Consider the following 26,602-nt stretch of genomic DNA (forward strand, 5'->3'; position numbering starts at 1 on the left):
TCCTCTACTTTCTTGAGTTTCCCTCCAAAATATTTTTTGTCTTCTATGATTTTTTCATAGATATCCTCTATGCTATGAGCGGGTGAGAGTGTCCATAAACTATAAGGTTTGAACTGTATTATCCCTATTTTTTTAAGGGAAGGCAGTATCACTCCTAAATCTTTATGGTTGAACCAGCAATCGGTTTTGAGGGCGAAATCTTGATTGTTTTTCCCACAGGCGAGTTCGCTTTGCAAAAAGTCGGTCATTGTAGGATAAGTAGGGGCTAAATATCGAGTAGGAGCAAGATGATACTCTATTTTTCGGGGAGTAACCTCTACAGCTGAGACAAAGCAGATACCATAACGTTCACCAATGGTTACCGCCAACACATCTCCTACTTCAAAATAAGGTGTTTTAGGTTTCTTTAGGGTAGGTTTCACAAGAGGTTTGGGGTTATCCTCTTGCAGTTGTAGTTTGAGCTTATCAAGTGCTTTCTGTCGTTGTTTTTGGACTTTGCTGTCTATCTCATTCCAGAGCGGTGTTGCTCCTCGTTCTATGAGTTGCAAAGCTTTGGTGCGCACTTCATCTTTTGGATAGCCTATTTTCCAAAGGGAATACGCAAAAGCCGTCCAATAGATTTCAGTATACAATTCATCAATACAGAAATTAGCTTCCTCATTGAGCCAATCTTGTCTGATTTTTTCTATATCCTCACCATCTTTATAACGCTCGGTGATGTTGTTGTAAATGTCGTAGCCACTATCGCTATCTATGATTTTTACGCCGTCTATTGCCATAGTATTGTGTTTTTAAGGTCGTATGATTGTTTCTTCTACTTTGCCTTTGATGATATTTTCAAGGGCGGTATAGAGGTCGCCTCCATAGAAATAGTGATAGGTTTTACGAGGCACCCAAGAGGTAAGGTCAAGCACGCCCCATACACTACCTACACTATCGATACAGAGAACTTCATCAGCATTGACATCACCAAAGGGAATAAGCTCGGTAACCCCTGCGTCGGATTCATAGTACAGCATCTCTTGGCGAGTAGGGAGGTTTTGTGAGTATATAAAAGCCATATAGCCGTCGCGGCGCTTGATATCCTTGCCGTCGAATATGGTAAGGAAGGTAACGAGTTCGTGAGGCAAATCGTCATAACCTGCCTCGCGATAGCGCGCTTTGATAGTTTCGGTACGAGCGCGTCGCTCTTCTTTAGAGAGGGTATTGAGTAAGGCAATACCTTGCTTTTCTAAAAGGTTTTCTAATGATTTTTTCATTGTTTCTTTATTTTTTTACCACTCGCGGTATTCATCGGTGATATCTACATTATCGGCTAATTCTAAACCTGTTTTGCGAATGAGTGTATTGAGCCACTCGCAAAGTTCCTCACGCTCCATTGTTTCTATAAATCCGTATTTGTCATTAATTTTATTGAGTTTTTTTACCAATTTGCCCATAGAGTTATAAACGGTAGTCGCATTTTTCTTTTGCACCGCTTCACAAAGTGTTTGCACATATTCCGTAAGGGCTGTTTCTACAGCGGTAATGCTTTCTTCTGAAAACATATCATCACCCTGAGCCATACGCTTGCGCCACTGAGTGATAGGTGTTTCGGAAAGGAAGGCTTGTATTTCGGGAATGCGATCGGGGTCTATATTCTTGTTTTGTGATTTGAGGAGGGCTTTTAGGCGGATGCGTTTCTTTTCATAGAGTTCTAATTTGAATAACATTAGCCTGTCCAGTTGTTCCTTAGGATTCAGAGCCACTAACAAGCTAAATTCCTCAAATAAAACATCATAAGTAGAACCATAATCACTCACTTCTTTACGCGTAAGCTTCTTGCCTATTTTCTGTTCAATGGTTGTTTTATCATCGCCAATGTTCAATCCAAAAGGCAGGTTTATATCAGAAATTTTTCCATCGGGTGCATTCTCAGAATCAATGGTGATTTGATGCAAAATAAGTTGGTCTTTTTCCTTGTTATAATTGCCAATAGGCTCTCCATAAGCGGGAGCATATCTCACATACCCAGTAAAAAGGCAGCGAATGGTCTTTTCTTCATTATTAACTGGTACCCAAAACAAGTTGCCGTAAGCATCATATTCAGGATTAGGGTTTTGTGGTAAATGATATTGCGCAAAAAATTCTTTTATTTCGGGAGAATGGATAGGTCTGCCCAACAAATGTTGTATTTCCATATTTTATTTTATCAATTTTTTAAACAAATTCACTAAGCCAAGTATAGGTAATCCTACTATTATTGAAAGGATTACGAGTATAAAGAAAACAAAAAGAGCTATTGTTATTACAACTAAACCTAATAATGGGTTGTAGGCATTGATTTTGATTACTTTATCAATAGTGGTATTTAAGAGCCTTGAATGTATTATTCTATTTAGGTTCATTCTTCACTATTTATTTCCTAAACAAATTCACTAACCCAAGAATTGGCAATGCCACTAATATTATAGGGAATATTAGCACATAGATAATACAGAAAATAGTTATCATCAAAAAGCAACCCAAGTACTCGTTATAGGCAAAGGCTTTGTTAAGTCCTTCAACGAGGAGTTTAGTAATCCAAAGGTTTTCTATGGTCTTTTTTAGTTCCATCTTCTTATTTTCTTGCTTCTTCAATGGTGAGACCAAAGGAAGCTAAGCGGTATTCTAAGTTAGAGAGGACATAGTCTTTCTCTTCAGGGAAACGTTTGGCGATAGCTTTGTAATAGGGTAATAAGCGCTTGTCTTCCACCCCAGAAAGGGCTTGCATAACTGTGCAAAGGACACCGGTATCGGTCTCTTGTAGCCCTTTGATGAAGGTATCGAGGTACTGTTCTCTTTTCTCGCTTTCGCCGAGTGTATAGTAGGCAGTGCTACGTATTTGGTGATTTTCATTATCGGTGAAGGGCAGGATTACTTCCTCGAAATTGTCATCTCCTTCCGTAAGGAGGTAGGTAGCAAAATCAAAGGTTCTTTCATCAGTAATGGTAGGCAATAGCTCTTTTACAACAGACACCCAGTCGGCGCAATGGTCTTTTGCATACCACCATACGAACTGAAATACCTTTTTAGGATCTTTGGTTACCAAATCTTGCAAGTAAGGTTTGGCTCGCTCATAAGACGATTGGCTAAGAATTTCAATTAAGAAATCTCTATCGTCGTTGTTTAAGGCAATGAGCTTTTCTATCTTGTCTAATAGTGCAGGTTCTAAAGGTGGTTTTTTATGATATACCCCCTCGAGGCAGTCGGTTTGGGTTTTGCGGTCGGTAGTGTGTTCATATTCATTGAGGAGCACCTCAGCGGGTTCGCCACGATGGTAGCCAAACCAAGTAGGGCGGTCGTCTATAAGTTGCCCCGAAATGACCTCATCGAGGTAGCGTTCGTACCAATCTAAGAAGTTGGCTTCGAAAGCAAATTTGGGTTGCGCGAGGTCTAAATCTACATTTACTACGCGACCGGCATATTTGCCATTGAGCACCAAGGCGTGTTCATAGGTACAGCCCTGACTTCCAAGAGGCAAGAGTCCGCCAAATACTTTTGCTCGTTCGGCAAAATACTTATCATCGTCTTCTTCTTCCTCTTCCTCAGAGAACAATAGTGGATCGGAGAGTGTTTCCCATTCTTCTTGAGTCATATCAGGAGAAAGGTTGCAAGGCGCTTTGAGGTAAGTTTCTATTTTTTCGTAGAGTAGGCTATCTACAGAAGTTCCAAAGGCGTACAAACCGAAATAAGGTCCTGCTATAAAGTCTGATTTTTTAGCTTTGGCATCGCCAATAGTAAGCATAAAGGCACGATAGCATTCGGGGAGTTGTACGCCATATTTCTTCTCAAAAGCAAGGACTTCCGCCTCACTTACGGGTGGGTTGAGGTGGTACTGGTGAGCATCGGCACCAAATACTTCTAAGTTTTTATCAGCGGCTTTGGCTTGGGAGAGCTTTTGCTGAATGCGGTGGAGTTGTTCTTTCATTGGTTTATTTTTATATATTCCCATAGACCTCTATATAGGCGCAGGTGGGGAGTTTTTCTTCTACATCTGCAATGACTTTCTGTATAAAAATCTTTACTTTTTCATCGGTAAATGTACGTTGGCGCAGTTGTGCAATGATTTTTCGGCACGTGGTAGAGTCAAAGACATTGCTGGTCGTACAATTGAAATGGGGTTCTATTTTATTCCATTGAGGTTGGTATAGGGGGAATACTGCTTTGAAATCGCTAGAGAGGTATTCATCGAAATCTTTTATTGGGATGAAGGTAGAGCGCTTGGGCAGATTGTTCAAATTGGCATCTAAGGCACTGACGAGGTAGCCCATACCTCTTTCGCTAGTGTCTCTTTTATCTTCAACACTTATAGTTAGTGAAGTGCTAAAAATGTGTTTTACAGCCTTTTCGACATTATAATTAAAACGCTCGTATACACTTTTGGCTTCCCAATGCTCGCACTCGGTTTCTGCCATTATAGTAGCTATATTTTCTTGGTGATAGAGGGTTATAGCGGCGGGGATATCACCTGCAGTTTGCTCTAATAGGGTTTTGGCTTTCTGCAAGGAAAGAGCAAGCTCAGTTTTGAGGATTTGTATTTCTTTTAGATAATTCATTCAATTTACAAATTACTTCATTTTGGGGCGGAAAGAGCGCTTTTTGTCAAAGCCTTTACTGTCTATTTTCAAGTCGTTGGACAGTTCGGGCGATTGCTCGGCTTGGGTTTTCAGGTCGGAAAGGTATTGCACAATGTGCTGCCATACAAAATCGGGGTCGATATAGATGCCGAGTTCCTGCAAATTTACATAATGGGTTGCTCTATTATCTCCTCTGTGGTCTTTGTTATAAATGAGCAACAACGGACTTTTTAACACTAACCAAGGAGGTCGGTCTTCCAGCTGAAAAATATTCCGCTCGCGCGAGGCTTCTATCTGTTCAAGCAGGGTATCACAAGTAGCCGATAAGTAGGAGGTTATCCTAATTTCTTTCCCGTCATTCATCAGCACATAGCGATCGCCATACCACAAATCAAATAGGTTGTAATGCCAATCCTCAGGGTCGGCAAAATCCCAATGAGTGTATATTTTAGAGCGTGTGGCAAAGAGGTGTACAAGCGCATTGTCCACATAGAGTGCTGAGTGCAGTGCCTCATCATCGGTGGGGTCGTCAAAGGTGAGGCAACTTCTCTGAGGGAGGCTCATCCCTACCTCTGGTGGCAAACGGCGGTCATAGACGAGGTTTTCGTCTATGCCATACTCAGCGACTTTATAGTCGTAGTAATCTTTGAATTTAGAGATGATTTTCATTTTGAATTGTTAACAAGGCACGAGCTATAAGCTCGCGCCAGCGAGGTGCTAATTCCTATTCTCTAACTTATTAAGTATCTAGTTCAGGGTAATCCCAAGCGTTATAGGTATCTGTAAGATTGTCGTTCTCCTCGCCTTTGCAGCAGAGCCATTCCAAACCTGCACGGCGCTCCATCACGATACCTTCATCTATCCCTGCTGGGTCTGAGCCATTCACACGGGCATTGACTGCTGCCCAGTGGTAACGATAGTGCAAATCCAAGGCTTGCAGGATTTCTTCCACAGGGCGCAGAGTGGTATTTGCCATAAAGTCATCAAGATTTTTGAAGCGTTCCATAGTACCCATCACCAAATCACAATCACAAATCTGATTTGGGAAAGACAATTCTTCCACCACACCCAAAGCCCATAGCAGCGCCCAAATCGACTCGTATTTCCAAGCGGCATTTATCGCTTCTGCCTCGCTTACATTATTACCTGATATTATTTTTTGTTCCTTGGGAGTAAGCAGGTCAAGGGCGCCGTATCTGGCTGAAAGAAAATCTTGTGTCATATACTCTCTATCCTCCTCAGTATATTCATTTTTGCCAATGGATAAGGCGCACATTATAGAAGTAAAAGAGCAGGCAAGTCTCTCGATGACTTCCTTTTTATCACGAGGGATTACTTCCTCAGTTTCATAGCGCAAAGGCAAATGCTCTATGAAAGGTACATTTTGTGCTTGTAGTATCTCAATACTTCTGTTTTTGCGCTCTTGTGCAGTAATTATTTGATTATTCATAAGATTTAGATATTAAAGTTTTTCATTTTATTCCTCAAAATGCATTTCATCTATAAAGCAATATTCGTTATCCATAAGCATTTTGAGATAATCATCAAAGCTGTCGGCAATCACATCCATAGCATCAGGGTCGTGTACAAAACGAACTACCTGCCCTACTTTTCCCGTAGCAGAAGGCGAAAAATCTATAAAAAGCTGAGAGGTACCGCCATTGTTCATACAATCGGAAAAATGCAACCAATTAAGTTGAGAAGCATCACTCGTAATGCGATTGTCTATCTCTACCTCTTCATACTCTCGATTGATATAATCAGCATAAAAATCAAAGGCTTCATTTTGAGTTTCTACAATCTGGTGAGCCGAAAGCAGGTAATAAGGATAATCTCCCATAGCTTCATCTGCTCCTAAAATAAGGTCGCTCACTGTGCCTTTTTCATATTCACGCCAATAAGTGCCGTCAATATGACGGAGTAAGTCCAGCAAACTCTCTGGCACTTGTGGGTAACGATTGCGGAGGACTTGCAAATCGGCTTCGGTAGCGCCGTGGGCTGTAGCCATAAGGTTTTGCCACGCTTCTTCTCCACCGTTATCGATATAGGCTTGTTTCAAGCCTTCAAGGTATTGTTCTACTAAGGTCATTATGTGGTGTTTTTTAAATTAAAAAATCTTGTTCTATAATCCCCTCTTCAAAGGAATAATCTTTTGAGTCTAATATATCCCATATTTTCTGAGTAAACTCTTCAAAAGAATTGGCTAATACCACCTTATCACTTTGGTAATCAATCCCAGGGTATAGCATAATCACTTGCCCTTTTACCCCATTGGTAGCAGGGTTGAGATCTATGCAAATACGCGTTGTCGCCTCAAAATCTGTAAACGGAACCCAACCTTTATCCCATAATACAGGTTGAATTTTATTAGGATTGATGTCATCAGCAATAGATTCCCCTTCAAAGTCCTCCACCTGCATTTGGTAGGTTTCAATAATTTCATCTATGGGAAGCAATAAGTTATACCCCATAAAATAATGGGGGCTATCACTTTGTTCTTGTCCGTTGAAAGTACGCAAATACTCTTTAAAACTCTCAGGGAGAGGTTGCGCTATAACATCTTCTAACGCTTTAATTTGAGCCTCCTCAGCAGGTTTCTGAAAACTTTTGCCTATTGAAGGCGCAATAGCAAGTAATGATTGTTGTATTTTTTGCCAAAGAGATGGTGTATTGTTATTCATTTATAAGTTTGTATGATATTGTTAATAATAGACATCAGACGGGGCAGACGGTGCAGACAAATCGGATGGCTATCCCCTGACACCTGACCCCTGATACCTAATACTTATAATTCACTTTGCCTAAGGCAATAGGCTGAGGATTCTGTACGACCCAAGCGGTCGCTAATTCGCATAGGCGTTTAGTGCCAGTGCCGTCGTCTTCCAAAATATGTTTTTGAATATCGGATACTTCGGCGAGTTCACTCTCCGAGAGGGGATTACCTTGTTGCAGATAACCGCTAATGGCGGTGAGCATCTTGCGGTATTCCTTATCCCAGTTGCCCATAGCATTGCGCAAAAGCTCAAGGTTTATTCTGCCTGCTATACGCACTACCTCGCCTTGCACTGTAGCAGCACTGCCATTGCTGGGCACCAAAAGTGTCCACGCCTGCTCGTAACGCTCTTGCCATGTATAGCCAGTAAGTACAATAGGCGATTTGCCATCGTGTTGTATACGGCGAGGTACAGGAGGTACATCAAAGAGTTTGTATAGTTCTTGGAGGGCAGCATCGGTTTCCTCCAAATACTCTGGGTTGAAATTGTTGCGGTGAAACTCAAAATCCTCGCCTACACGAGTAACTTGTTCTTTGGCAAATTTGGTAGGCTTCAATCCTGCTTTGAGGTATACCTCAGCGGCTTTGGCAGCTTTTACAAGATAACCATTGCTTAATCTGGCAAGTATACGCTCCATTACATTATACCCCATATTGTCTTTTGCTTTTATATCAGCACCTTTTTGAATGAATAACTGGGCTACTTCGGCATTATACTCAGCAAAGTGCAAAGGAGTATTTTTATATTTATCTTGCGCCTCTATGTCGGCACCTTTTTCCAATAGCAGTGCTACTCTTTCTACATTATTCACCTGAGCGTGATAGTGCAGCGGAGTGCGCTCGTATTCATCTTTTACATTAATATCAGCTCCTTGGGCAATGAGCCAATCCATTAACTCTAAGGGAACATCGTAAAACGATAGGGTGGGTTTCTTGAATGAATGACGGTCGTAAGCATTTAACTCGCATTCGTTGAAAACGGCTTTAAGCGCTTCTAAATCTTTAGCTTCTAAAAGTTCGTAGAAATTAGCAGGGAGGGTTTTCTTTTTCTTTGCCATCTGTATTAGTTAAAACTGAATAGTTGAAAGGACAAAGATAGTAAATAATTGTTTATAAGCAATTGTTAATTATCAATTGTTTTGTATCTTTGCGCCAACTTTATATTTTCTAATGAAAAAAACTATCTTCATATCCTTTTTAATTCTCTCACTTTCAGCATTGATAAGCTGTGAGTCGGATGATCTTTGTGACCACACTGTGAATACACCTCGCTTGGTGGTGCGTTTCTACAACCAAAACAACACTCGCGTTCCTTTTAGTGTCGCAAATCTTACTGTCTATGGTGAGGGTAACACCACTCCTTTGGTGAGCAACACTACTTTAGATTCACTTGCCTTGCCTTTGCGCTTGGAATCTCCTACCACTTATCTGTTTCAAACAGTGGTTTCGGGTACAACTACCAGCACAGCAACTCTTACACTCACTTATACTCCCGAACAAACATTCGTAAGCAAGGCTTGCGGGGTAAAAATCACTTACAACACTCTTTCGGCTACTATTCAAGATGCAAGCAACTCTTGGCTGAAAGGTCTGAACATCAAGAACACTACCGTAGATAATGAAAAAAGAGCTCATATACATTTGTATCATTAGTATGTTGTGGGTTGCAGGATTAAAAGCACAAACAGCTACCCGTACGACTTCACAAACTACCATCGCCTTACCCGAAAAACAAGAAGCCCCCGTGTACAAACAACGGTATGGCTTGCGCGTGGGTGCCGACTTGAGTAAGTTGGTACGTCCTTTTTTTGATAAAGATTACTACGGACTTGAGTTGGTAGGCGATTACCGCTTGACAACCAACTACTATTTTGCAGCAGAATTAGGTCACGAAAAGAGAAGTAAAAACGAGGATTTTTATGCTTATACTACCCAAGGTCAGTTTTTGCGTGCGGGTTTTGATTATAATACCTATGGCAATTGGTACGGTATGGAAAATATGATTTACGCAGGGGCTCGCTATGGTATTTCGCTCTTCTCACAAGACCTCACTTCCTATACAATCCACAAGGACAACCAATATTGGACTGAAAATATCATAGGCTCCGATCCTTCTTTTTTGAAGAAATACGATGGCCGTACCGCGCATTGGTTGGAATTAGTTGTAGGTATCAAAGCGGAACTCTTGCACAACCTCTATGCAGGGGCAAGTGTGCGCGTAGGGCTATTGGTAGCACAAACGGACAACAGTGGTTTCCCTAACTATTATATTCCTGCTTTTGGCAGGGTACACGAAGGAAGCCGATTTGGCGTAGGGTTCAACTACACACTCAGCTACCTGATTCCTCTTTACAAAAAGGAGAAAAAGAAAGAAGAGGCAGATACCCCACAAACTACCTCCTCTCCTACCCCATCGGCACCTGCTAAAAAACCGAAAGGAAGGAGATAATGACAAATTACGAATGACGAATGACGAATTACGAATGAGTAGATATATTACTTTTTTTCTGCTATTAGTTTGTTCTGTGGTTTGGGGGCAGGATGTGGAGGCTATACTTACTGAAAAAGTAAAACTCCTTGACAAAAGCTATACTACTAAAGAATTACAGACTTTAGCTAAAGATTTTGAGACCCTTGCTACCTCAGCGGCTTCGCATTGGCTCGTGAATTATTATGCGGCTTATGTGAACATACGCCTCGCTGATATGTCGCAGGGAGATATGATTGATAGTTATTGCAATCAGGCAGAGAAATATTTGAAGATAGCTGAAAAACAACCTGATGCCGATGTATCGGAAATCAATGCCTTATACGCCTATCTAAACAGTGCTAAAGTGAAAGTAAACCCGATGTTTCGCGGGGCTAAATACGGAAAAATATGTAAAGCATACATTGAAAAAGCTATCAAGGCAAATACCGAAAACCCACGTCCTTATGTGATTCGTGCCATCGGCATTTATTACAAACCTAAAATATTAGGCGGTGGCAAGGAAAAAGCAGCACCTATAGTTAAAATAGCCTTAGAAAAATTTAATCATTTCACTCCTAAAACGCCTAATCACCCGCATTGGGGGAAAGGAATGATACAATCAATTAACAATTGACAATTAACAGATGCATAAAGCTGGATTTGTAAATATTATAGGGAACCCTAATGTAGGGAAATCTACCCTTATGAACGCCTTTGTAGGCGAAAAACTTTCTATTATCACCTCTAAAGCACAAACTACACGACACCGTATTTTTGGTATCGTAAGTGGTGATGATTTTCAGGTGGTTTTTTCGGACACTCCTGGGATTATTAAACCTTCATACGCCTTACAAGCCTCGATGATGGACTTTGTGAAAAGTGCTTTTGAAGATGCTGACATTCTCATCTATATGGTAGAAATAGGCGAAAAAGAGCTGAAAGATGAAGTTTTTTTTAATCGCATCAATAAACTGGAAGTGCCTGTATTGTTGCTCATCAACAAAGTGGATACCTCCGACCAAAGTACATTAGAAGAACAAGTAGCCTACTGGAAAGAAAAAGTGCCTCGTGCCGAAATTTTTCCTATTTCGGCTTTGCGCAACTTTCAAACCGAAGTGGTGTTTAACCGCATTATAGAACTTTTGCCGGAGTCGCCTGCTTTCTTCCCTAAAGACCAACTCACCGATAAACCAGAGCGTTTTTTCGTAAATGAGATTATACGCGAGAAAATTCTATTGCACTACAAAAAGGAAATCCCCTATTCGGTAGAAGTAGAGACTGAAAGTTTTGCCGATAGCGAGACGATTATTCACATTCGGTCGGTGATAATGGTAGAGCGTGAAAGCCAAAAGGGCATCATCATAGGTCATAAAGGAGAAGCTTTAAAACGGGTAGGTGTGGAAGCTCGCACTGATTTAGAGAAGTTTTTTGGCAAACAAATACACTTAGAACTTTTTGTAAAAGTAAATAAAGACTGGCGTAGCAATGCGCGACAATTAAGGCGTTTTGGCTACGATACTAATTGATTTGCCGATTTGTTAATCTGTCGATTATGTTATGATAAAAAAGATACTAAAAATACTTGTAATCATCTTTTTGCCCTTTTGCATACAAATATTTGCATCGGGGCGTAACAAGATGCGTGTAGTGAAAGAGGTGGTGGTAGACCATCAGGATGAGAATATGTACGTTACTGATGAGGCTATACGCCGCACTATCTTCAAAGATCCTCAAGCACAACACCCTATGGGACTTCTTCGGCTAAATGAAATTGAAAAGCTCTTAGACAACAATGTGATGATTGAGAAATCGGAAGTGTTTTGCACTATTGATGGTACCCTAAATGCCAAAATTAAACAGCGAGAACCTATCGCTCGTGTGTACGACGGAGCGGGAGTGTACTATATGGATACCCAAGGAAAGAAGATGCCACTCTCAAGTTCTTACTCGGCACGAGTGCCTATCCTCAGAGGTAATACCGAACAGTATTGGAAATCCTCTTACGCACTGATGCAGTTTATACAAAACGACCAATGGATGGCTGAGAACATCACCGAAGTATTAGTAAAACCTAATGGCGAATACGATTTTTTGATGCGTGTACCTACTTTTAAAGTTGTTTTTGGCAAGTTTGAAGACGAAACGCTCAAGAAAGCTAATCTCAAAGCCTTCTATAAACAATTAGAAAAAACTAACAAACTGAACGAATACAGCGTCGTAAATCTAAAATATATGAACCAAGTGGTGTGTAGACGATAAACAAATGACGAATTACGAATTACGAATAAAAAAACAGAGGTTACTAATGAGTAGCCTCTGTTTTTTATCTTTTAGTTCTTACCTTTTATCTATTAGAAAGGTACCATTTTACGGTTTTTTGGATACCTTCTTCAAACTGCAAGGAAGGTTCCCAACCGAGTTCATTTTTCAATTTAGTAGCATCAATAGCGTAACGGAGGTCGTGACCAGCACGGTCGGTTACGAAAGTGATGAGTTTTTCGGAAGTACCTTCGGGGCGACCTAATTGCTTATCTACTTCTTTGATGATTACCTTCACCAAATCGATATTACGCCATTCATTAAAGCCTCCAATATTGTAGGTATCACCATCTTTTCCTTGATGGAAAATGGTATCAATAGCGCGAGCGTGATCTTCCACAAAAAGCCAATCGCGGATATTCTCACCTTTGCCATAGATTGGTAGTGGTTTATTATCCACAATATTGTAGATGCACACTGGTATCAATTTTTCAGGGTATTGGTGAGAACCATAGTTGTTAGAGCAGTTTGAAATCACTACAGGCAATTTGTAAGTGTTGTGATAAGCTCTCACAAAATGGTCGGATGAGGCTTTAGAAGCCGAATAAGGTGATTGAGGGTCGTAAGGAGTTTGCTCTGTAAAGAGGGTATTATCCATTTCTAAAGCTCCATATACCTCATCGGTAGAAACGTGATAAAAGCGTTTGCCCTGCATATTATCTTTCCACGCTTCACGAGCTGCTTGCAAGAGGCTCAAAGTACCCATCACGTTCGTTTTCGCGAAGATAAAAGGGTCTTCAATACTTCTATCCACGTGACTTTCGGCAGCGAGGTGAATGATTCCATCGATGTGATGTTCAGCGATGAGGGCTTTCATACGCTCGTAGTCGCAAATATCCGCTTGTATAAAGGTGTAGTTAGGGGCATTGGCTACATCGGCAACGTTTTCTAAGTTACCAGCATAAGTAAGTTTGTCTAAGTTAAAAATGTGATAGTTAGGGTATTTGTTTACAAATAACCTTACGACGTGAGAGCCTATAAAACCAGCTCCTCCTGTGATTAAGATGTTTCTTTTCATTTGTTTGTCATTTCAAAAACTAATTCACCGCCTTTTAAAAGGTCTTGGTGAGAAATATGCCATTGAGAGTATTCCTTGCCGTTGAGTTTTACAGATTGGATATACTTATTGTCTTTAGAGACATTTTTAGCAATGATTGTAAATGTCTTTCCGTTAGGCAAGTGTATGGTTACTTTATCAAATAGCGGGCGACCGAATTGATACTCAGTAGAAGCTGGATTCATAGGGTATAAGCCCATAGCGCTCCAGAGATACCAAGCCGACATCTGTCCGCAATCCTCATTACCACTGAGTCCGTTAGGGGTAGTGTTGTACTGAGTTTGCAAGATGCGGTCTACCCAATATTGGGTTTTCTTAGGTTGTCCTGCTACGTTGAACATATAGGCAATATGGTGGCTAGGCTCATTGCCGTGCGCGTATTGCCCTATGAGTCCTGAAATATCAGGAGAGGTGTTATCACCAGTGATTTCAGAACTTTCGGTAAAGAGTTTTTCTAAGTGTGTTACAAAAGGTTCATTGCCTCCAAATAGGTTGATAAGTCCTTGTACGTTGTGAGGCACAAACCAGCTGTGTTGCCAAGCGTTACCTTCGGTATAGTCGGTGTTTTCGCGGTGGTCGGAGCGTTTAGGGTCAAAAGGTGTGCGCCATTTGCCATTGGTACTTTTACCACGCATAAAGCCCGTTTCTTTATCTAATAAGTGAGCATAGGCTTCAGAGCGTTTGGTAAAGAAATCAGCATCTTCAGTTTTACCTAAGGCTTTAGCCATTTGCGCCACACACCAGTCATCGTAAGCGTATTCAAGGGTAATAGTAACCGACTCGTCTACCCCTGCGTTATAAGGAATGTAACCATATTTTTTGTAGGCTTTTAGTCCGCGATCATCTTGCATCATTGTAGTTTTCATTGCCTCGTAAGCCTTTTCAGCATCAAAACCACGGACACCTTTTAGATAGGCTTCGGCAATCACCGCAACAGAGTGATAGCCGGTCATTGTATTGGTTTCGTTACCATATAGCGTCCAAACGGGTAACACTTTGTGCACTTGGTAGTAAGCTAACATTGAGTTGATGATATCGGCAGTTACTTTGGGTTGCAAAAGGGTAAGCAATGGGTGCTCGGCACGGAAAGTATCCCACAATGAAAGAGTAGAATAAGCAGTACCTTCGGCTTGTGCAATCTCATCATTTTGCAAGCGGAATTGACCATTCTTATCGGAGAAAGTTACAGGGGCTACTTGTGCGTGATAGAGGGCAGTATAGAAAATTGTTTTGAGAGAATCAACAGGAGTTTCTACTACTATACTGCTGAGGGTCTTTTCCCATTGTTGTTGTGCTAATGATTTGGTTTTATCAAAATTAGGAGCGTTGTATAACTCCAAGTTATCTAAAGCATTTTCTTCACTTACTGACGAAACGGCTACTTTTACCTCTAACTTCTCATCGGTATTATCAAAGAAGATTTGCCCTGAGGTAACATCATCTTTGTGTTTTTGATAGGTAATATTTTTTATAGGTTTAGAAAACTGTATTGCGAAGAACACTTTTTGGTTTTCAGCCCATCCTGTGCTATAACGATACCCTGTGATAATATTGTCGTTGTTATTAGCGTCTAACTTCTTATCCGATTTGCTAAAAGAAGTTTTGGTAGGGCTATCCCAATTGATAGCAAATCCTAAGTTCAGAATCACTGATTGCTCTGCACCTTTTTCAAAGGTATAACGATGTACAGCATAACGTTGTGCTGCAGTAAGTTCTACATTCACTTTGGGGTCTTCTAAATACACTTGGTAATAGCCAGGTTCTGCTTTTTCGTTCTTATGGCTGTACTTTGATTTGTAAGGCACCATATCGCGGAACTCTTGGGCATTCACAGGATATTGCTCTTTGCGACCGTATTTCAGTACGCTAAGATCATATTCTTTAGTAGTAGGCATTAGCAAAATATCATTTAAGTCGCCTATCCCCGTACCACTAAGGCTCAAATGTCCAAAACCTACCATAAGGCTATCGGAATAGTGGTAACCAGAGCACCAATCCCAGTGACTAAGACCATTCACGGGGCTAACTTGTATCATACCGAAAGGCGTAGTTGCCCCAGGGTAAGTATGTCCGTGTCCGCCCGTACCGATGAATGGGTCTACATAGCTAATCAACGGTTTTTGAGGGGTTTGTGCTTCTTTTTGTACAGGATTTTGGGGATTGTTGCAGGCAGCAAGCACTAAGGATGCCACTGCTAAAAGGGTGATATGTTTTAACTTCATTGTAATAATAATTAATTTAATTGGGGCAAAGATAATAAATAATTACGAATGACGAGTTACGAATGACGATTTTTTGCGGTATTTGCTTTTAAAAATCTACCCTCTTTTTGCTATATCGAACTGAGGTTAAATGCTAAAGTTTTATCACTTACATAGGTGAGGTAGCAGCTTTATTCATCTCTAATATTTCCCTTACTACATCTGCTTTAAAAAATAAAAAGAGCATACCTATCAAAAAAAATAGAATAGTAAGTATTATAGAAGCTGTATTGCTACCAAAAAACTTAGGTTTTTCCTTTTCTACAATTCTTATTCCTTTACCACTTCTATCATATTTCAAGTAAAACAAAGTCATCACAATTATTATTATGATTACTTTTTGAATTATACTTAAATAACAATTAAAAAAATATGCTAATGGTATATCAATCAGTCCATTGATTATCAAAGAGAAAATAAAACCTAATGCCCAAACAGTGTTTGAATGTGGATAATCATCAGGCATAACCTTTGCATAAAAAAGATAAATATAATAATAAAGCACGTCCATCATTTGCCATAATTTTCATAAAAATAATTCCAAAAATATTCATTGGATTCAGAAGGTTTTCCATAGTACCATCTTATAATGTTTAACATAACGGCGTTTTTGTTTTTTAAGGTCTGTATTGCCGTAGTACATCGCGGCTCTGCTCTCAAAAGCATCATATTCAAAGCTAATGCGTTCTTTGTCTTTTACATATATCTGAGCAGGGGCTTTAAATAGCAGGGAAAGGGTATTTTTCTAAATGGGTATCGCCTACTTCGTTGGTGATAGGTTACAAAATCATCTCATTAAAAAAAAGATGTTGTTTAATAGTTTCATCTTTTACATCAAGTACAAGAATAAAATAAGCATTATCCTTTTTATATTCTAAAATGTATTTAATAGCTCTTTTAGCACTTCTCAAAGCATAATCAGCATCAGACTCATTTTTTTTTCTTTCGCAACTCCAATTGTCATAATTATGTTCAAAATAGCCTTTATTATTAACATTGACTACATCTCCTCCTAAAATAGCAATTCTACTCTTTAGACACTCTTCTAAAATCTCTAAGGCATCATTCTTTGAAAAAGATTTTTGTATTGTTCCATATACAGGAGCTCCTTTTTTTAGTAGTGCTATTAATTTATCTGTTAAATTCATAAGAAAACTATTGTTATCACATTACCTAACTTTTACGAATATTTTACAGCTATAAAACAATCTCTGAATAAGGTAATTTTAAAATCTTTTTACTTTGTTTGTTAATTTCAATTTGTCTTAGAAAAGTATCCCTATTATCTATCACTTCTTGCAAAGAGACTAACCAACTATTTATAGAACCATTAGATTCTTCAAAAGATTTATTATCCCATTTTACATTATAAATATCTCTAAATACTTGTTGAGCTCTTTCTTTATTCAGATACAAGGCTATCTTCATTTTAATTTCTTGATATTTTGCATAACTGAAAGAGTTAGTAGCTCCTCCATTAAAAGGGGCTTTTCTAATATAACTTTCTAAAAGAACATTTATTTTATCAATTTGTATGTCTACTTCTAAAGAAATTGGAAGTTGTTTATCAATACAACTTACCACTTCTTTAAAATACTCATTGTGTTTTAAATAAGGTATATCACACTGAAACCCTTTCTTATTATAAAACTCTTGTAATAATATTTCTTCAGAGAGGTTTGTGCCTAAATCTTTATCAAACAGAGTATAGATAACAAAATGAGGTCTATATTGTTCCATAAAAGGAACCTTTATCAATTCTATACCAACAATAAGAGTCCCTAAAACTTTAAAAAATTTATTTTGAGTATAGCTCCCTAACTGGGGGAAAGCACTTTGCCATTCTTTGTTAATTTCTTGCTTGAGTTCTCTGTCTATTTTCATACTACTATGGTTTGATTTTAAAAACTTTATAACCTTTATAATTTCTTTGATACTTTTGAAATTGTCCTTTTCAAGGTAAACGTACGAATTTTTAAACTAGAACTTTTATTATAATCTTATCTTACCAAGATAAATACAAAGGAGGATATCCTTTTAAAGTAGCTTTAAAATTTAAAGAAAAAGAATTAATTTCAATGTATCTAATCGTTTTAACACATTCTCTTTTCTGATTGAAAAAACTAATCTTAATATAATATTTACCGTATTTTTTTATTCTAATAAAAGATGTAAAAAGAATTTTTACAAATTCTTTAAAGTATTTTTCTTCTTTTGGAGAGGAAAGTGATAAATCTAATATTTCTTTTGCTTCATCAATATCTATTTGTACTCCAAAGGAATTTAATATTATTGAAAAGAAAATGTTATTAGGTTTATTATAATGTAACTTTAAATAATTTTCACAGCTTATAGCGTCTGTTACAAAATATTCATTCTTCAAAATTGAAGGTAAGTTCAGAGAATAGAGCACTTCGTCTATTATCTTTATTTGATTTACAATTTCTCTTGAATATCTCATTTCTTTAAATTAAATTCAAGATTATATAAAGAACCTAACTCTCCTAAAATAGGATATATTCCGTCCTCTTTGTGAAAAATAGAATGGAATGAAGGGAAGTAATATTCAATCTTCCCTAATATATTATTGTAAAAATCGTCTTTAATAAGTTGAAAGTGCATTTTAAAAACTCAACATTTCGTGTATAATTCTATCAAGATCCTTTCTGTGTTTATCATTATCTTTGTTGTAGCCTGTATTCAATTCTTTTGTTAAAATACATTCCAAGTAAAGTGCTAATTCTCTCTTGTTGTTTAATCTTTTTACTATAGAGGGAATATACTTTTGATATTCATCTTGTGCCAAATCCTCTCCTACATCAAGAGGATCCCAGTTTGATAAAATATCATTTATGTACTCAAAAATATTTTTCATAAATATTTTAATTTGAATTATGACAACCTTCTAGTATTCTCTCTACATTGCTATTATCAGACAAATCCCAATACCACCATTTATTTATGTTATTCATTTCTTCTTTAAATCTTCTAATATAAGCTATTTTAAATATACCCATAAATAATATAAAAATTTTCCCCATTTCATTTTCAGGAAGATTAATCACTCTTTCTAAATTATAAGAACTTATTCCTTTTTTTAATAATACACAAGGTGTGTAACCACTTTTTAGCTTTTCTTTCTTAATAGCTAAATCTACATCTTCTTCTTTAGGTTTTGATTGAATAATTAAAAAGCTCATTTCTTGTAAAAAACTTCTTTTTTGACACAATGAATAAGCTTCAAATTTTTCTTGCAAAACAGTCAAAGGTATTAATCCTTGTCCGTATTTATTAATTAATATTTCTATTTCAAATTTCATCGTGGATATATTGTTATATAAGGTTTATTAGTATCAATCTTCATTTGGTTCATAAATTTCTAAGTTATAAGCAATTTCTGTTAAGAGATCAATAATAGCCTCATTACAGATTGTTTCATTCCAAGCTATATCTTAAAAAGTTTTTACTGCTTCTATTCTTTCTCACTCTTCAGTTATTAGAGCCTTTTTTAGCAAGTTTATTAATCGACATTCTTTCCACTATTTTGTGTTTGAAGTTGTCATTATAACCTAAATTTACTAACAAAGTGTCTATATTTTTTATTGCTTCATCTAACATTCTATCCATTTTTTCTCCATCATAGTAAATAGAAGTATCTATACTCCAATTCCCATTAGAAGGCTCATAAAATTCTAAGTCATAAGCAATATCCGTTAGTAAATCATTTATTTTCTCATCTGTGATAGCTTCATCTTCCCAGACTTCTTTTAGAAAAAAATTGATATTATCAAATCGTTCTTGCCCTTCTGTTTTAAAAGCTTTTTCTAATATGTTTCTTAATTGATATATCTTTTCCATTACTTTGATTATTTGTTTATAGGAATCATCCTATCTTTTATAAGAGATAGAACTATAATCATAATATGTTTCATCTTTTTATATTATTTTTTGATGCAAAAAGTTATTACCTAATTCGTTCTAAGTACTCTGTTGGACTTTCGTTGTAAAAATCTTTAAAGCATTTGGCAAAATAGGATGGTGAAGAGAAGCCTACTTCATAAGCGACTTCCGAGATGCTCTTGGCTTTGCTGTTGAGCAACTGCTTGGCGTATTTTACTCGTATGGTGCGAATGAGTTCGTTAGGCGAATAGTCAGTGAGGGATTTGATTTTGCGGTATAGGTTAGAGCGCGACAAGCCTAAGGCATCGGCGATTTCGTCTATATTCAGTTCGGGGTTAGCGATAGAGTTTTCGACATATTGGGTGAAATCGGTGATAAATTGTTGTTCTACCTTGCCTAAAGTCTCTTGTTTGGTTTCGTTTAGGAGGAAATTACTAAAGCTCTCGCGTATCTTCTTGCGGTTCTCAATAAGTTTGCGTACCCTCGTTTTCAGCAGTTTTACGTTGAAAGGCTTGGAGATATAAGCATCAGCACCGCTCTCAAAACCTACTTGTTTCTGTTCGTCTAAAGCATAGGCGGTAAGCAAAATCACGGGAATATGGTTAGTGGCTACATTGGTTTTCAGTAACTGACACAAATCAAAACCATCGGTTTTAGGCATCATCACATCGCTAATCACTACATCGGGGAGGTGCTTTTTGGCGACTTCAAAGCCTTCTTCACCATTTTCGGCTTCTATAAGATTGTAGCTATCACTGAGAATATAGCGAATAAACTGGCGCATATCCTCGTTGTCTTCCACAATCAGTACGGTAGGTTTTTCAGGAGCTGAAGGTGAAGCTGTTGGCAATTTGAGTTTCTCGGCAGATGCTGGCAATGAAGGCAATAAATCGAGGTGAGTTTCTATGTAATTACTGTCGTATACCGCTTTTGCCGATACTTGTTCTTGGCTGAAAGGCAGGCGAATGAGGAAAGTTGTCCCCTCGCCTTCTGTACTCTCCACGCTGATAGTACCATTGTGTGAGGCTACTAAGGCTTGTACCAACGCCAAGCCAATACCCGAACCTTCGCTATCGGGATTTATTTTATAGAAGTGTTCAAACACCTCATTTTGTTTGTCTTTTGGGATATATGAACCGCTGTTGAACACACGTAGAGCTGCATATTCTCCTTGTTTTTCTAAAGACACAGAAATACGTCCTTCTTGAGGTGTGAACTTCAGCGCATTGGAAAGCAGGTTGAAGTAGATTTTCTCTACTTTTTCCTTATCAAAAGGCATTTCAAAAGAAGTATCTTCGGCAAGGAACTGAAAATTGAGTTTCTTTTGCTTGATAGGGTCGGTGAAAAAAGAATTGAGTTCGTTGAGGAAGCTCTTCAAATTGCCTTTGGTGAAGTACATTTGCATTTTGTTATTCTCATAACTGCGGAACTCAATTACTTCGGAAATGAGATGCAAAAGTCGGTTGCTATTCTTTTTGATGAGGAATAACAAGTCTTGTTCTTCTTTGGGGAGAGAATTGTGCGCTAAGAGCGTTTGCACAGGTCCTAAGATGAGTGACAAGGGAGTTTTAAATTCGTGAGAGATATTGGTAAAGAAAAGCAATTTAGCTTGGGTCGCCTCTTCTAATTGTTTAGAGATGATTTCCAACTGTTCTTTTTGGCGTTTCAGTTCGCTATTGGTCTTACTTTTAGCGCGATAAGCCCTAATAGCCATCAGTAAGAAAACGGTGATAAGCACAATAGCTGTAATAGAAAGGTAGAGCAACATTCGTTGGTTTGTATGCTGGATAAGGCTCTCACTCAGTTGGTTATTGATATTCTCTATCTTAGCTTGTTTTTCAGCAATTTGCTCTGTTTGTAGCTGCAAAATACGCACGTTACTCTTATCTACCACTGTGGTATTGAGGATATTCTCGCGCTGAAAAGGCTGTTTGTGGAGAATTTTCATCGCGAGTTCTATTACCTTTTCACCTCCTGTAGGGTAGATAAACGATGCATCTTGCACGCTATTTTCTATATTTTGTATGCCCACTTGTTGCAGCGCATCTACTCCTATGATAAAAGGAATTTTGCCATTGAACTGCATTGCAGCCTCGTGAGTACCTGCTGCCATTGGGTCGTTCATCGCAAATACAAGGTCGATATGAGGGTGCTCTTGGAAGAGTTGTTGCATTTGTGTTTTGGCATCGGCTTGAAGGAAGTTGCCCCAAGTTTCGGCTACTATTTGCACCTCGGGAGCGTTTTTGAGGGCATCTACAAAGCCTTTATGACGCTCGGCATCAGAGGTAGAGCCTTTGGTTCCACGTACTTCGGCTATATTGCCTTTGCCTTTGAGAACGCCTATAGCATAAAGCCCTGCTTCTTTGCCTATTTGGTAATTATTGGCTCCTACATAGGCTGTATAACTTTCGGTAGCGATTTTCCTATCTACCAAAATCACGGGAATACCTTGCTGGTAAGCCTTTTCAATAACTGGGGTACAGGCTTCCGACTCATTAGGTGAAACAACAAGCACATCTACCTTTTGCTCTATGAACCACTCTATATCGGCGATTTGCTTGGGAGTATCGTCTTTCACACTGCGAATGAGCACCTCTGTATTGGCTTGATAGAGGGCTACTTCGCGTTTGAGTTCCTCGTTCATCGTTTGTCGCCAAAGGTCTTCACTGCACTGCGACACCCCTATCACATAACGGGGGTTTCGCTCCCTTTGGCAAGCGAGGCAAGCAAAGAGAGCGAAGTATAAAAAAAGTATATGATACCTTCTAAAAGTCATTTTATCTAAACAACTCTAAATGAGCATCGGCAAGGCGAGGCATCGCACCGTGTTGCTGACATACGTAAGCCGACACTTCCACCGCCAATTGATGTGATTGGGCAATACTGCGACCATTGAGGTAAGAGGCTACAAAGGCAGCCGTGAACGAGTCGCCTGCACCTACCGTATCAGCAATGGTAACCTTAGGTGTCCCTAAGAACGATTTTTCATTAGGCGTGAACACATAACTACCTCTCGTACCTTGTGTTAAGATAAGGAATTTGAGGTTGTATTTCTCCAATAGGTGCTTGCACACTTCTTCATCAGTTCCTTGCAAATTGAACATTTCGGCAATTTTTACTATTTCCTCATCGTTGATTTTTAGGGCTGTTGCTTTATCTAAGGAATCGGCGATTACCTCTTTGCTGAAGTATTTCAAGCGGAGGTTGATATCGAATACTTTCAGACTCTCGGCAGGCATCAAATCTAAGAACTTGTGGATAGTGGCGCGCGATACTTCACTGCGCTGCGCTAACGACCCAAAACACACGGTATTAGTGTTCTTTGCTAAGTTCTCGATACGTGAAGAAAATGGAATATTGTCCCACGCTACATTTTCGCTAATCTCATAGGTAGGCACCCCACGACCGTCTAACTGTACTTTTACGGTTCCTGTGGGGAAATCAGTTTTTTCGATGATGTAGTTGAGTTCTTTTTCTTCTAAACTTTTTAGTATTTCCTTACCGAGGAGGTCGCCACCAATGGCACTCACAGCATAGCCGTTGAAGCCGAATTGCGACACGTGGTAAGCGAAATTAGCGGGCGCACCGCCTAATACTTTTCTTTCAGGGAAGACATCCCAAAGGATTTCTCCCAATCCTACTACTGTATTTTTCATTGTATTGTATATTATCCTCTGCCCTCCCCTTGGGAGAAGGAGGCGAGAGTATTATTGTTAATTATTTTCTTTTTCAGCGTACAAAGTTATAAATTCTTTTTGAGATTTCATAGTATTAGCAGCATTTTCTGAACTATCTGAGCTATCTGAACTATCTGAGCTATCTGACGAGGCAGAGTTTTCCAACTATATTGTTAGGCGTTGGCTTTGAGTCGGGTGCTCATTAGCAATAGATATACCACTCCTATGCTGAGGACAATAAGGGCGCCTATCTGAGAACCGTTCATTGCATCGGAGGCTAAGCCCATTGCAAAAGGGAAGATAGTACCGCCAAAGAGTCCCATAATCATTAAGCCTGATACTTCATTTTTCTTGGTAGGATTCTGCAAGAGGGCTTGCGAGAAGATGATTGAGAATACATTGGAGTTACCAAAACCTACTAAAGCAATAGCAATATAGAGCATTGTTTTATCACTGAAAAAGAACAATATCGCCATTGAGGCTATCATACAAAGCACACTGAGGGTAAAGAAACTCTTAGGAGATACTTTGGTGAGAATATAAGCTCCTGACAGACACCCTATGGTACGGAATAAGAAATACCAGCTGGTGGCAAAAGAGGCTTGGGTAGTGGTAAGCCCTAAACGCTCCATAAAGATAGTGGGCGCTGAGGCATTAACCCCTACGTCTATCCCCACGTGGCACATAATACCAATGAAACACAAGAGTACATAAGGGTTAGCAAGTAGTGCAAAACACTCGGCAAAGGTAGCGTTCTTGCCGTCGTTTTTTTCTTCTTCAATATGGGTAGCACCCAGCCACAAGAGGGTTACTACCGAGATAGCTACAAAGAGCAGGAAGAAGAGTCGCCAATCATTGAATTTATCGAAGCAGAAACTCATCAGTAAGGGGGCAGAAAACGAGGCTATTGCCTTGATAAACTGACCAAAAGTGAGTGAACTGGCGAGTTTGTCGCCTTTTACTATGACTGACATTAGCGGGTTTAGCGATACTTGCATCAGTGTGTTACCAATACCAAGCAAGGAGAAAGCTACCAGCATAGTGGTATAGTTGTAGCTGATAAAGGGCACTACCATCGCTAAGATGGTAATCACCAAGCTGAGGAGTACAGTTTTGCGACGACCTATTTTGCTCATTAGTACGCCTGTGGGCACTGAGAAAAGCAGAAACCAAAAGAATACCATCGCAGGAAGCGCTTTGGCAGTGGTTTCGGTTAAGCCGAAATCATCTTTTACAAAATTGGAGGCTGCGCCTACAAGGTCTACAAAGCCCATACAGAAGAATGATAGGAGTACGGGCAATAAATATTTTAGATAATTATTTTTCATTTTATTTCAATTTATAAACGGTTATATCATTAAGGTTTAGCGTACCTTTTTCAGTTTTAAAACGAAGCGTATTGTACACCTCAGTAGGGAATACGGTATTGGTTTGAACCACTTCACCATTATTTACAAATAGCTCAGTAGAGGCCTTATCTACCAACAAACGTACTGTGTAACTCTTCTTAGCTGTTAGAGGTGCTTTGATAGGCGTTTCGGCAAAATTGGCATTGAAGGCTACACTGCTCTTGCTGCGGTCTACCGATAGGGTTTTGTTAGCGCAATCGAATAGGTATTTTATTGTTTCACCTTTAGCGTTCTCGAGGGCAAAGCTAAAGCTATCGGTATCATTAGGGGTAACTGTAAAGGTTAGTTCGTAGGCTCCTTGGTTGTTAGGCAAGAAGTTCTCGAAAGTTACCGTATCGGAGGTAGTTTTATCGGCTAAAGAGAGGGGTTCACGACGCAAGCTCTCTAACTCTTTTACAGGTTCGCTGGCTACTACCAAATGCTCGCCATTATGCGCTAAACGCAAAGCGCGGGCAACAGTCATCGCACTACGGAAGTTTTCAGTAGGAATTTCATTGGCGTAATCCCAGTTGCTCATCCAGCCTATGAAGAGGCGACGACCATCGGTGGCGGGGACATTGCTCCAAGTTACACCTGCATAATTATCGCGACCATAGTCTAACCAAAGGGGATAGTTCATAGTATCAGGGGTGAAGGTTTTACCATCGAAATTACCGATGAAGTACTGAGTAGCACTTCCGCCGTTAGGTCCACCTGGGTTGATACTCACGAAGAGCACCCATTTGGTTTTTCCTTCATAAGTAAGCGGGAAGAGATCGGGGCATTCCCACACGCCACCGTGTCCGCCTAAACCTTCGCCAAACTCACTGAGGCGTGTCCATTCTTTGAGGTTCTTAGAACCATAGAAGGTAATCGTTTGGGTAGTGGCAAGGCTCATCACCCATTGTTTAGAGGGTGCGTGCCAGAATACTTTCGGGTCGCGGAAGTCGATGATATTGGCATCGGTGAGGACAGGGTTGCCTTGGTATTTGGTGAAGGTTTTTCCGCCATCGAGGCTATAAGCGATAGATTGGGTTTGGCGGTCGCCTGCAGAAGTAAAAATAGCCACCATAGCGCCTTTGCCAAAGCCGGAAGTATTATCGTGGTCAATCACAGCACTGCCTGAGAAAATCGCTCCTAACTTATCAGGGGCTAATACAAAAGGCTTGTATTCCCAATTCACCAAGTCTTTGGAAACGGTGTGCCCCCAGTGCATATTGCCCCAGCGCGCTCCGTAAGGGTTGTATTGGTAGAAGAGGTGGAATACTCCGTCGAGGTATACCATTCCGTTAGGGTCGTTCATCCAGCCGTATTGGGGGGTGAAGTGGTATGATGGGCGGTATTTTTCGTTGTAATTGAAGTTATATTCAGCCGACTGTTTGATTTCGGCTAAGCCTATATCGGTAGTTTTGGCTACTGCAAAAGTAAGGGTTACTTTTTTGCCTTTGTACGCCTCGATAGCGATAGGCACCCAGTAGTCGATTTTGTTTTGGGCGATACGGATGGTCATTGGCTCGCCTACGGGGTTACCTTCTACCGAGAGTTGAACTTTGTTTTCAACTGCTTGGTCTTCGATAGGAATGAGCAAGTACTTGTCTTTGGCTTCAAAGGTACGGGTGTAATCAGTCATAAAAATGCTTTTTTGTTTGTTATTTTGTTCGATTTGGTCTATAAGGATGTGCCCCCAACCGCCGCGTTGGTTATCGACAATGCGGATAGTAGCTTTCTTGTTTTTATAGGCTTTGACATCCCAAGTGAGCCATTGTAGGGTTTCGGTTTCGTAGAGGGAACGCGTTTGTAGCACGCTTTTTCCCTCGACTAATAGCTCGATATAGGTATCGGGGTGTGTGCCTCCTCCTATGAGGAAGTTGATGTAATCGCGCTCGATGGTGAACTCTTTGGATGTAAGGGCTCCGCGAGAGTCGTCGCCATTGTTGAAGCTATTGGCGAGGTGCTTTCCTTCAAAGCCTGTTACGGGCTGCTGACCGGTATAGCTACCCGTGGCGGGAGTCGCGCCAAAGGCGTCGCCTTCTACCGTCCAATTGGCATAAGTGCCCGACTCGAAGTCCTCGATGATGATATCATCGGTGTTTTGCTGGCAGGCAGTGAGCGTTAAGACTCCTAATCCTGCTATTAGTTTGTTATTCATATACTTTTAT

Annotated in this window: 29 protein-coding genes; 5 read left to right on the forward strand and 24 right to left on the reverse strand. The window is 39.6% G+C overall.

Annotated elements, in window-relative coordinates:
* The 11 genes from Q0162_RS09550 to Q0162_RS09600 all read right to left on the reverse strand — a co-directional run.
* A partial coding sequence (locus Q0162_RS09550) for a hypothetical protein (protein ID WP_297891092.1) occupies positions 1-779 on the reverse strand: 779 nt, incomplete at its 3' end.
* Between the two features lie 12 nt (positions 780-791).
* Entirely contained in the window at positions 792-1,259 is a 468-nt protein-coding gene (locus Q0162_RS09555; protein ID WP_297891093.1) for an immunity protein, read from the reverse strand.
* A 15-nt stretch (positions 1,260-1,274) separates the two neighbouring features.
* Positions 1,275-2,180: a hypothetical protein gene (locus Q0162_RS09560; RefSeq protein WP_297891094.1), complete on the reverse strand. Its 906-nt coding sequence runs from the start codon at positions 2,178-2,180 to the stop codon at positions 1,275-1,277.
* Positions 2,181-2,397: 217 nt separating this feature from the next.
* Positions 2,398-2,595, reverse strand: coding sequence for a hypothetical protein (locus Q0162_RS09565; RefSeq protein WP_297891095.1), 198 nt, complete (start codon positions 2,593-2,595; stop codon positions 2,398-2,400).
* Positions 2,596-2,599: 4 nt separating this feature from the next.
* Positions 2,600-3,949, reverse strand: a complete 1,350-nt coding sequence (locus Q0162_RS09570) for an SMI1/KNR4 family protein (protein WP_367272172.1) — start codon at positions 3,947-3,949, stop codon at positions 2,600-2,602.
* Positions 3,950-3,959: 10 nt separating this feature from the next.
* Positions 3,960-4,577, reverse strand: coding sequence for a hypothetical protein (locus Q0162_RS09575; protein WP_297891097.1), 618 nt, complete (start codon positions 4,575-4,577; stop codon positions 3,960-3,962).
* Between the two features lie 12 nt (positions 4,578-4,589).
* Positions 4,590-5,267, reverse strand: coding sequence for a hypothetical protein (locus Q0162_RS09580; RefSeq protein WP_297891098.1), 678 nt, complete (start codon positions 5,265-5,267; stop codon positions 4,590-4,592).
* A 70-nt stretch (positions 5,268-5,337) separates the two neighbouring features.
* The gene (locus tag Q0162_RS09585) at positions 5,338-6,048 is read right to left on the reverse strand and encodes a DUF4272 domain-containing protein (RefSeq protein WP_297891099.1); all 711 of its coding nucleotides are present in this window, start codon (positions 6,046-6,048) and stop codon (positions 5,338-5,340) included.
* A 27-nt stretch (positions 6,049-6,075) separates the two neighbouring features.
* On the reverse strand, positions 6,076-6,687 hold the full coding sequence (locus Q0162_RS09590; protein ID WP_297891100.1) for an SMI1/KNR4 family protein: 612 nt from the start codon (positions 6,685-6,687) through the stop codon (positions 6,076-6,078).
* A 13-nt stretch (positions 6,688-6,700) separates the two neighbouring features.
* Positions 6,701-7,279 (reverse strand): SMI1/KNR4 family protein, encoded by a 579-nt coding sequence (locus tag Q0162_RS09595; RefSeq protein ID WP_297891101.1) that lies wholly within the window; start codon positions 7,277-7,279, stop codon positions 6,701-6,703.
* A gap of 97 nt (positions 7,280-7,376) precedes the next feature.
* Positions 7,377-8,429 (reverse strand): ankyrin repeat domain-containing protein, encoded by a 1,053-nt coding sequence (locus tag Q0162_RS09600; protein ID WP_297891102.1) that lies wholly within the window; start codon positions 8,427-8,429, stop codon positions 7,377-7,379.
* 112 nt (positions 8,430-8,541) lie between these two features.
* Between Q0162_RS09600 and Q0162_RS09605 the strand changes: the two genes are divergently transcribed.
* The 5 genes from Q0162_RS09605 to Q0162_RS09625 are packed head-to-tail and all read left to right on the forward strand — an operon-like array spanning position 8,542 to position 12,100.
* Positions 8,542-9,024 carry a DUF6452 family protein gene (locus tag Q0162_RS09605; RefSeq protein ID WP_297891103.1) on the forward strand — a complete coding sequence of 161 codons (483 nt, stop codon included), beginning with the start codon at positions 8,542-8,544 and terminating at the stop codon, positions 9,022-9,024.
* On the forward strand, positions 8,990-9,820 hold the full coding sequence (locus tag Q0162_RS09610; protein WP_297891104.1) for a DUF6048 family protein: 831 nt from the start codon (positions 8,990-8,992) through the stop codon (positions 9,818-9,820). The genes Q0162_RS09605 and Q0162_RS09610 overlap by 35 nt, the downstream gene beginning before the upstream one ends.
* A 34-nt stretch (positions 9,821-9,854) precedes the next feature.
* Complete coding sequence (locus Q0162_RS09615; RefSeq protein ID WP_278637477.1) at positions 9,855-10,475, forward strand: hypothetical protein; 621 nt, start codon at positions 9,855-9,857, stop codon at positions 10,473-10,475.
* 10 nt (positions 10,476-10,485) lie between these two features.
* Positions 10,486-11,367, forward strand: coding sequence for a GTPase Era (gene era, locus Q0162_RS09620; protein WP_095902130.1), 882 nt, complete (start codon positions 10,486-10,488; stop codon positions 11,365-11,367).
* 31 nt (positions 11,368-11,398) lie between these two features.
* The gene (locus tag Q0162_RS09625) at positions 11,399-12,100 is read left to right on the forward strand and encodes a cell division protein FtsQ (RefSeq protein ID WP_297891106.1); all 702 of its coding nucleotides are present in this window, start codon (positions 11,399-11,401) and stop codon (positions 12,098-12,100) included.
* An 85-nt stretch (positions 12,101-12,185) separates the two neighbouring features.
* On the opposite strand, the gene rfbB is transcribed toward Q0162_RS09625, so the two are convergent.
* The 13 genes from rfbB to Q0162_RS09690 form a co-directional block, all read right to left on the reverse strand.
* Complete coding sequence (gene rfbB / locus Q0162_RS09630; RefSeq protein ID WP_002677492.1) at positions 12,186-13,178, reverse strand: dTDP-glucose 4,6-dehydratase; 993 nt, start codon at positions 13,176-13,178, stop codon at positions 12,186-12,188.
* Positions 13,175-15,439: a GH92 family glycosyl hydrolase gene (locus Q0162_RS09635; protein WP_297891107.1), complete on the reverse strand. Its 2,265-nt coding sequence runs from the start codon at positions 15,437-15,439 to the stop codon at positions 13,175-13,177. The genes rfbB and Q0162_RS09635 overlap by 4 nt, the downstream gene beginning before the upstream one ends.
* A gap of 148 nt (positions 15,440-15,587) precedes the next feature.
* A complete protein-coding gene (locus Q0162_RS09640) occupies positions 15,588-15,992 on the reverse strand; it encodes a hypothetical protein (RefSeq protein WP_297891108.1) in 405 nt (134 codons plus the stop codon).
* Between the two features lie 265 nt (positions 15,993-16,257).
* Positions 16,258-16,626, reverse strand: coding sequence for an Imm40 family immunity protein (gene imm40 / locus Q0162_RS09645; protein WP_095899136.1), 369 nt, complete (start codon positions 16,624-16,626; stop codon positions 16,258-16,260).
* A gap of 49 nt (positions 16,627-16,675) precedes the next feature.
* Positions 16,676-17,362, reverse strand: coding sequence for a hypothetical protein (locus Q0162_RS09650; protein ID WP_095899135.1), 687 nt, complete (start codon positions 17,360-17,362; stop codon positions 16,676-16,678).
* 121 nt (positions 17,363-17,483) lie between these two features.
* Entirely contained in the window at positions 17,484-17,939 is a 456-nt protein-coding gene (locus Q0162_RS09655; RefSeq protein WP_095899134.1) for a hypothetical protein, read from the reverse strand.
* Between the two features lie 162 nt (positions 17,940-18,101).
* Positions 18,102-18,353, reverse strand: a complete 252-nt coding sequence (locus Q0162_RS09660; protein WP_095899133.1) for a hypothetical protein — start codon at positions 18,351-18,353, stop codon at positions 18,102-18,104.
* A gap of 7 nt (positions 18,354-18,360) precedes the next feature.
* Complete coding sequence (locus tag Q0162_RS09665) at positions 18,361-18,798, reverse strand: DUF5958 family protein (RefSeq protein ID WP_095899132.1); 438 nt, start codon at positions 18,796-18,798, stop codon at positions 18,361-18,363.
* A 169-nt stretch (positions 18,799-18,967) separates the two neighbouring features.
* A complete protein-coding gene (locus Q0162_RS09670) occupies positions 18,968-19,336 on the reverse strand; it encodes a hypothetical protein (RefSeq protein WP_297891109.1) in 369 nt (122 codons plus the stop codon).
* Between the two features lie 106 nt (positions 19,337-19,442).
* Positions 19,443-22,154, reverse strand: a complete 2,712-nt coding sequence (locus Q0162_RS09675; RefSeq protein WP_297891110.1) for a substrate-binding domain-containing protein — start codon at positions 22,152-22,154, stop codon at positions 19,443-19,445.
* A 1-nt stretch (position 22,155) separates the two neighbouring features.
* Entirely contained in the window at positions 22,156-23,034 is an 879-nt protein-coding gene (locus Q0162_RS09680) for a carbohydrate kinase (RefSeq protein ID WP_095899129.1), read from the reverse strand.
* Positions 23,035-23,228: 194 nt separating this feature from the next.
* Positions 23,229-24,383, reverse strand: coding sequence for an MFS transporter (locus Q0162_RS09685; protein ID WP_297891111.1), 1,155 nt, complete (start codon positions 24,381-24,383; stop codon positions 23,229-23,231).
* A 1-nt stretch (position 24,384) separates the two neighbouring features.
* Positions 24,385-26,592: a GH32 C-terminal domain-containing protein gene (locus tag Q0162_RS09690; protein ID WP_297891112.1), complete on the reverse strand. Its 2,208-nt coding sequence runs from the start codon at positions 26,590-26,592 to the stop codon at positions 24,385-24,387.
* Between the last annotated feature and the right edge of the window lie 10 nt (positions 26,593-26,602).

The organism is uncultured Capnocytophaga sp., from assembly GCF_937936315.1.
Classification (GTDB): Bacteria; Bacteroidota; Bacteroidia; order Flavobacteriales; family Flavobacteriaceae; genus Capnocytophaga.

What these genes read in the sequence shown, in the direction of transcription:
- Q0162_RS09580 (WP_297891098.1), bottom strand. Translation starts at nt 5,267, where the DNA reads ATGAAAATCATCTCTAAATTCAAAGATTACTACGACTATAAAGTCGCT.
- Q0162_RS09595 (WP_297891101.1), bottom strand. Translation starts at nt 7,279, where the DNA reads ATGAATAACAATACACCATCTCTTTGGCAAAAAATACAACAATCATTA.
- Q0162_RS09680 (WP_095899129.1), bottom strand. Translation starts at nt 23,034, where the DNA reads ATGAAAAATACAGTAGTAGGATTGGGAGAAATCCTTTGGGATGTCTTC.
- Q0162_RS09610 (WP_297891104.1), top strand. Translation starts at nt 8,990, where the DNA reads ATGAAAAAAGAGCTCATATACATTTGTATCATTAGTATGTTGTGGGTT.
- Q0162_RS09690 (WP_297891112.1), bottom strand. Translation starts at nt 26,592, where the DNA reads ATGAATAACAAACTAATAGCAGGATTAGGAGTCTTAACGCTCACTGCC.
- Q0162_RS09590 (WP_297891100.1), bottom strand. Translation starts at nt 6,687, where the DNA reads ATGACCTTAGTAGAACAATACCTTGAAGGCTTGAAACAAGCCTATATC.
- Q0162_RS09660 (WP_095899133.1), bottom strand. Translation starts at nt 18,353, where the DNA reads ATGAAAAATATTTTTGAGTACATAAATGATATTTTATCAAACTGGGAT.
- Q0162_RS09625 (WP_297891106.1), top strand. Translation starts at nt 11,399, where the DNA reads ATGATAAAAAAGATACTAAAAATACTTGTAATCATCTTTTTGCCCTTT.
- Q0162_RS09670 (WP_297891109.1), bottom strand. Translation starts at nt 19,336, where the DNA reads ATGGAAAAGATATATCAATTAAGAAACATATTAGAAAAAGCTTTTAAA.
- Q0162_RS09605 (WP_297891103.1), top strand. Translation starts at nt 8,542, where the DNA reads ATGAAAAAAACTATCTTCATATCCTTTTTAATTCTCTCACTTTCAGCA.
- Q0162_RS09615 (WP_278637477.1), top strand. Translation starts at nt 9,855, where the DNA reads ATGAGTAGATATATTACTTTTTTTCTGCTATTAGTTTGTTCTGTGGTT.
- Q0162_RS09650 (WP_095899135.1), bottom strand. Translation starts at nt 17,362, where the DNA reads ATGAAAATAGACAGAGAACTCAAGCAAGAAATTAACAAAGAATGGCAA.
- Q0162_RS09635 (WP_297891107.1), bottom strand. Translation starts at nt 15,439, where the DNA reads ATGAAGTTAAAACATATCACCCTTTTAGCAGTGGCATCCTTAGTGCTT.
- Q0162_RS09640 (WP_297891108.1), bottom strand. Translation starts at nt 15,992, where the DNA reads ATGATGGACGTGCTTTATTATTATATTTATCTTTTTTATGCAAAGGTT.
- Q0162_RS09665 (WP_095899132.1), bottom strand. Translation starts at nt 18,798, where the DNA reads ATGAAATTTGAAATAGAAATATTAATTAATAAATACGGACAAGGATTA.
- Q0162_RS09555 (WP_297891093.1), bottom strand. Translation starts at nt 1,259, where the DNA reads ATGAAAAAATCATTAGAAAACCTTTTAGAAAAGCAAGGTATTGCCTTA.
- era (WP_095902130.1), top strand. Translation starts at nt 10,486, where the DNA reads ATGCATAAAGCTGGATTTGTAAATATTATAGGGAACCCTAATGTAGGG.
- imm40 (WP_095899136.1), bottom strand. Translation starts at nt 16,626, where the DNA reads ATGAATTTAACAGATAAATTAATAGCACTACTAAAAAAAGGAGCTCCT.
- Q0162_RS09570 (WP_367272172.1), bottom strand. Translation starts at nt 3,949, where the DNA reads ATGAAAGAACAACTCCACCGCATTCAGCAAAAGCTCTCCCAAGCCAAA.
- Q0162_RS09655 (WP_095899134.1), bottom strand. Translation starts at nt 17,939, where the DNA reads ATGAGATATTCAAGAGAAATTGTAAATCAAATAAAGATAATAGACGAA.
- Q0162_RS09575 (WP_297891097.1), bottom strand. Translation starts at nt 4,577, where the DNA reads ATGAATTATCTAAAAGAAATACAAATCCTCAAAACTGAGCTTGCTCTT.
- Q0162_RS09585 (WP_297891099.1), bottom strand. Translation starts at nt 6,048, where the DNA reads ATGAATAATCAAATAATTACTGCACAAGAGCGCAAAAACAGAAGTATT.
- Q0162_RS09685 (WP_297891111.1), bottom strand. Translation starts at nt 24,383, where the DNA reads ATGAAAAATAATTATCTAAAATATTTATTGCCCGTACTCCTATCATTC.
- Q0162_RS09565 (WP_297891095.1), bottom strand. Translation starts at nt 2,595, where the DNA reads ATGGAACTAAAAAAGACCATAGAAAACCTTTGGATTACTAAACTCCTC.
- Q0162_RS09600 (WP_297891102.1), bottom strand. Translation starts at nt 8,429, where the DNA reads ATGGCAAAGAAAAAGAAAACCCTCCCTGCTAATTTCTACGAACTTTTA.
- rfbB (WP_002677492.1), bottom strand. Translation starts at nt 13,178, where the DNA reads ATGAAAAGAAACATCTTAATCACAGGAGGAGCTGGTTTTATAGGCTCT.
- Q0162_RS09675 (WP_297891110.1), bottom strand. Translation starts at nt 22,154, where the DNA reads ATGACTTTTAGAAGGTATCATATACTTTTTTTATACTTCGCTCTCTTT.
- Q0162_RS09560 (WP_297891094.1), bottom strand. Translation starts at nt 2,180, where the DNA reads ATGGAAATACAACATTTGTTGGGCAGACCTATCCATTCTCCCGAAATA.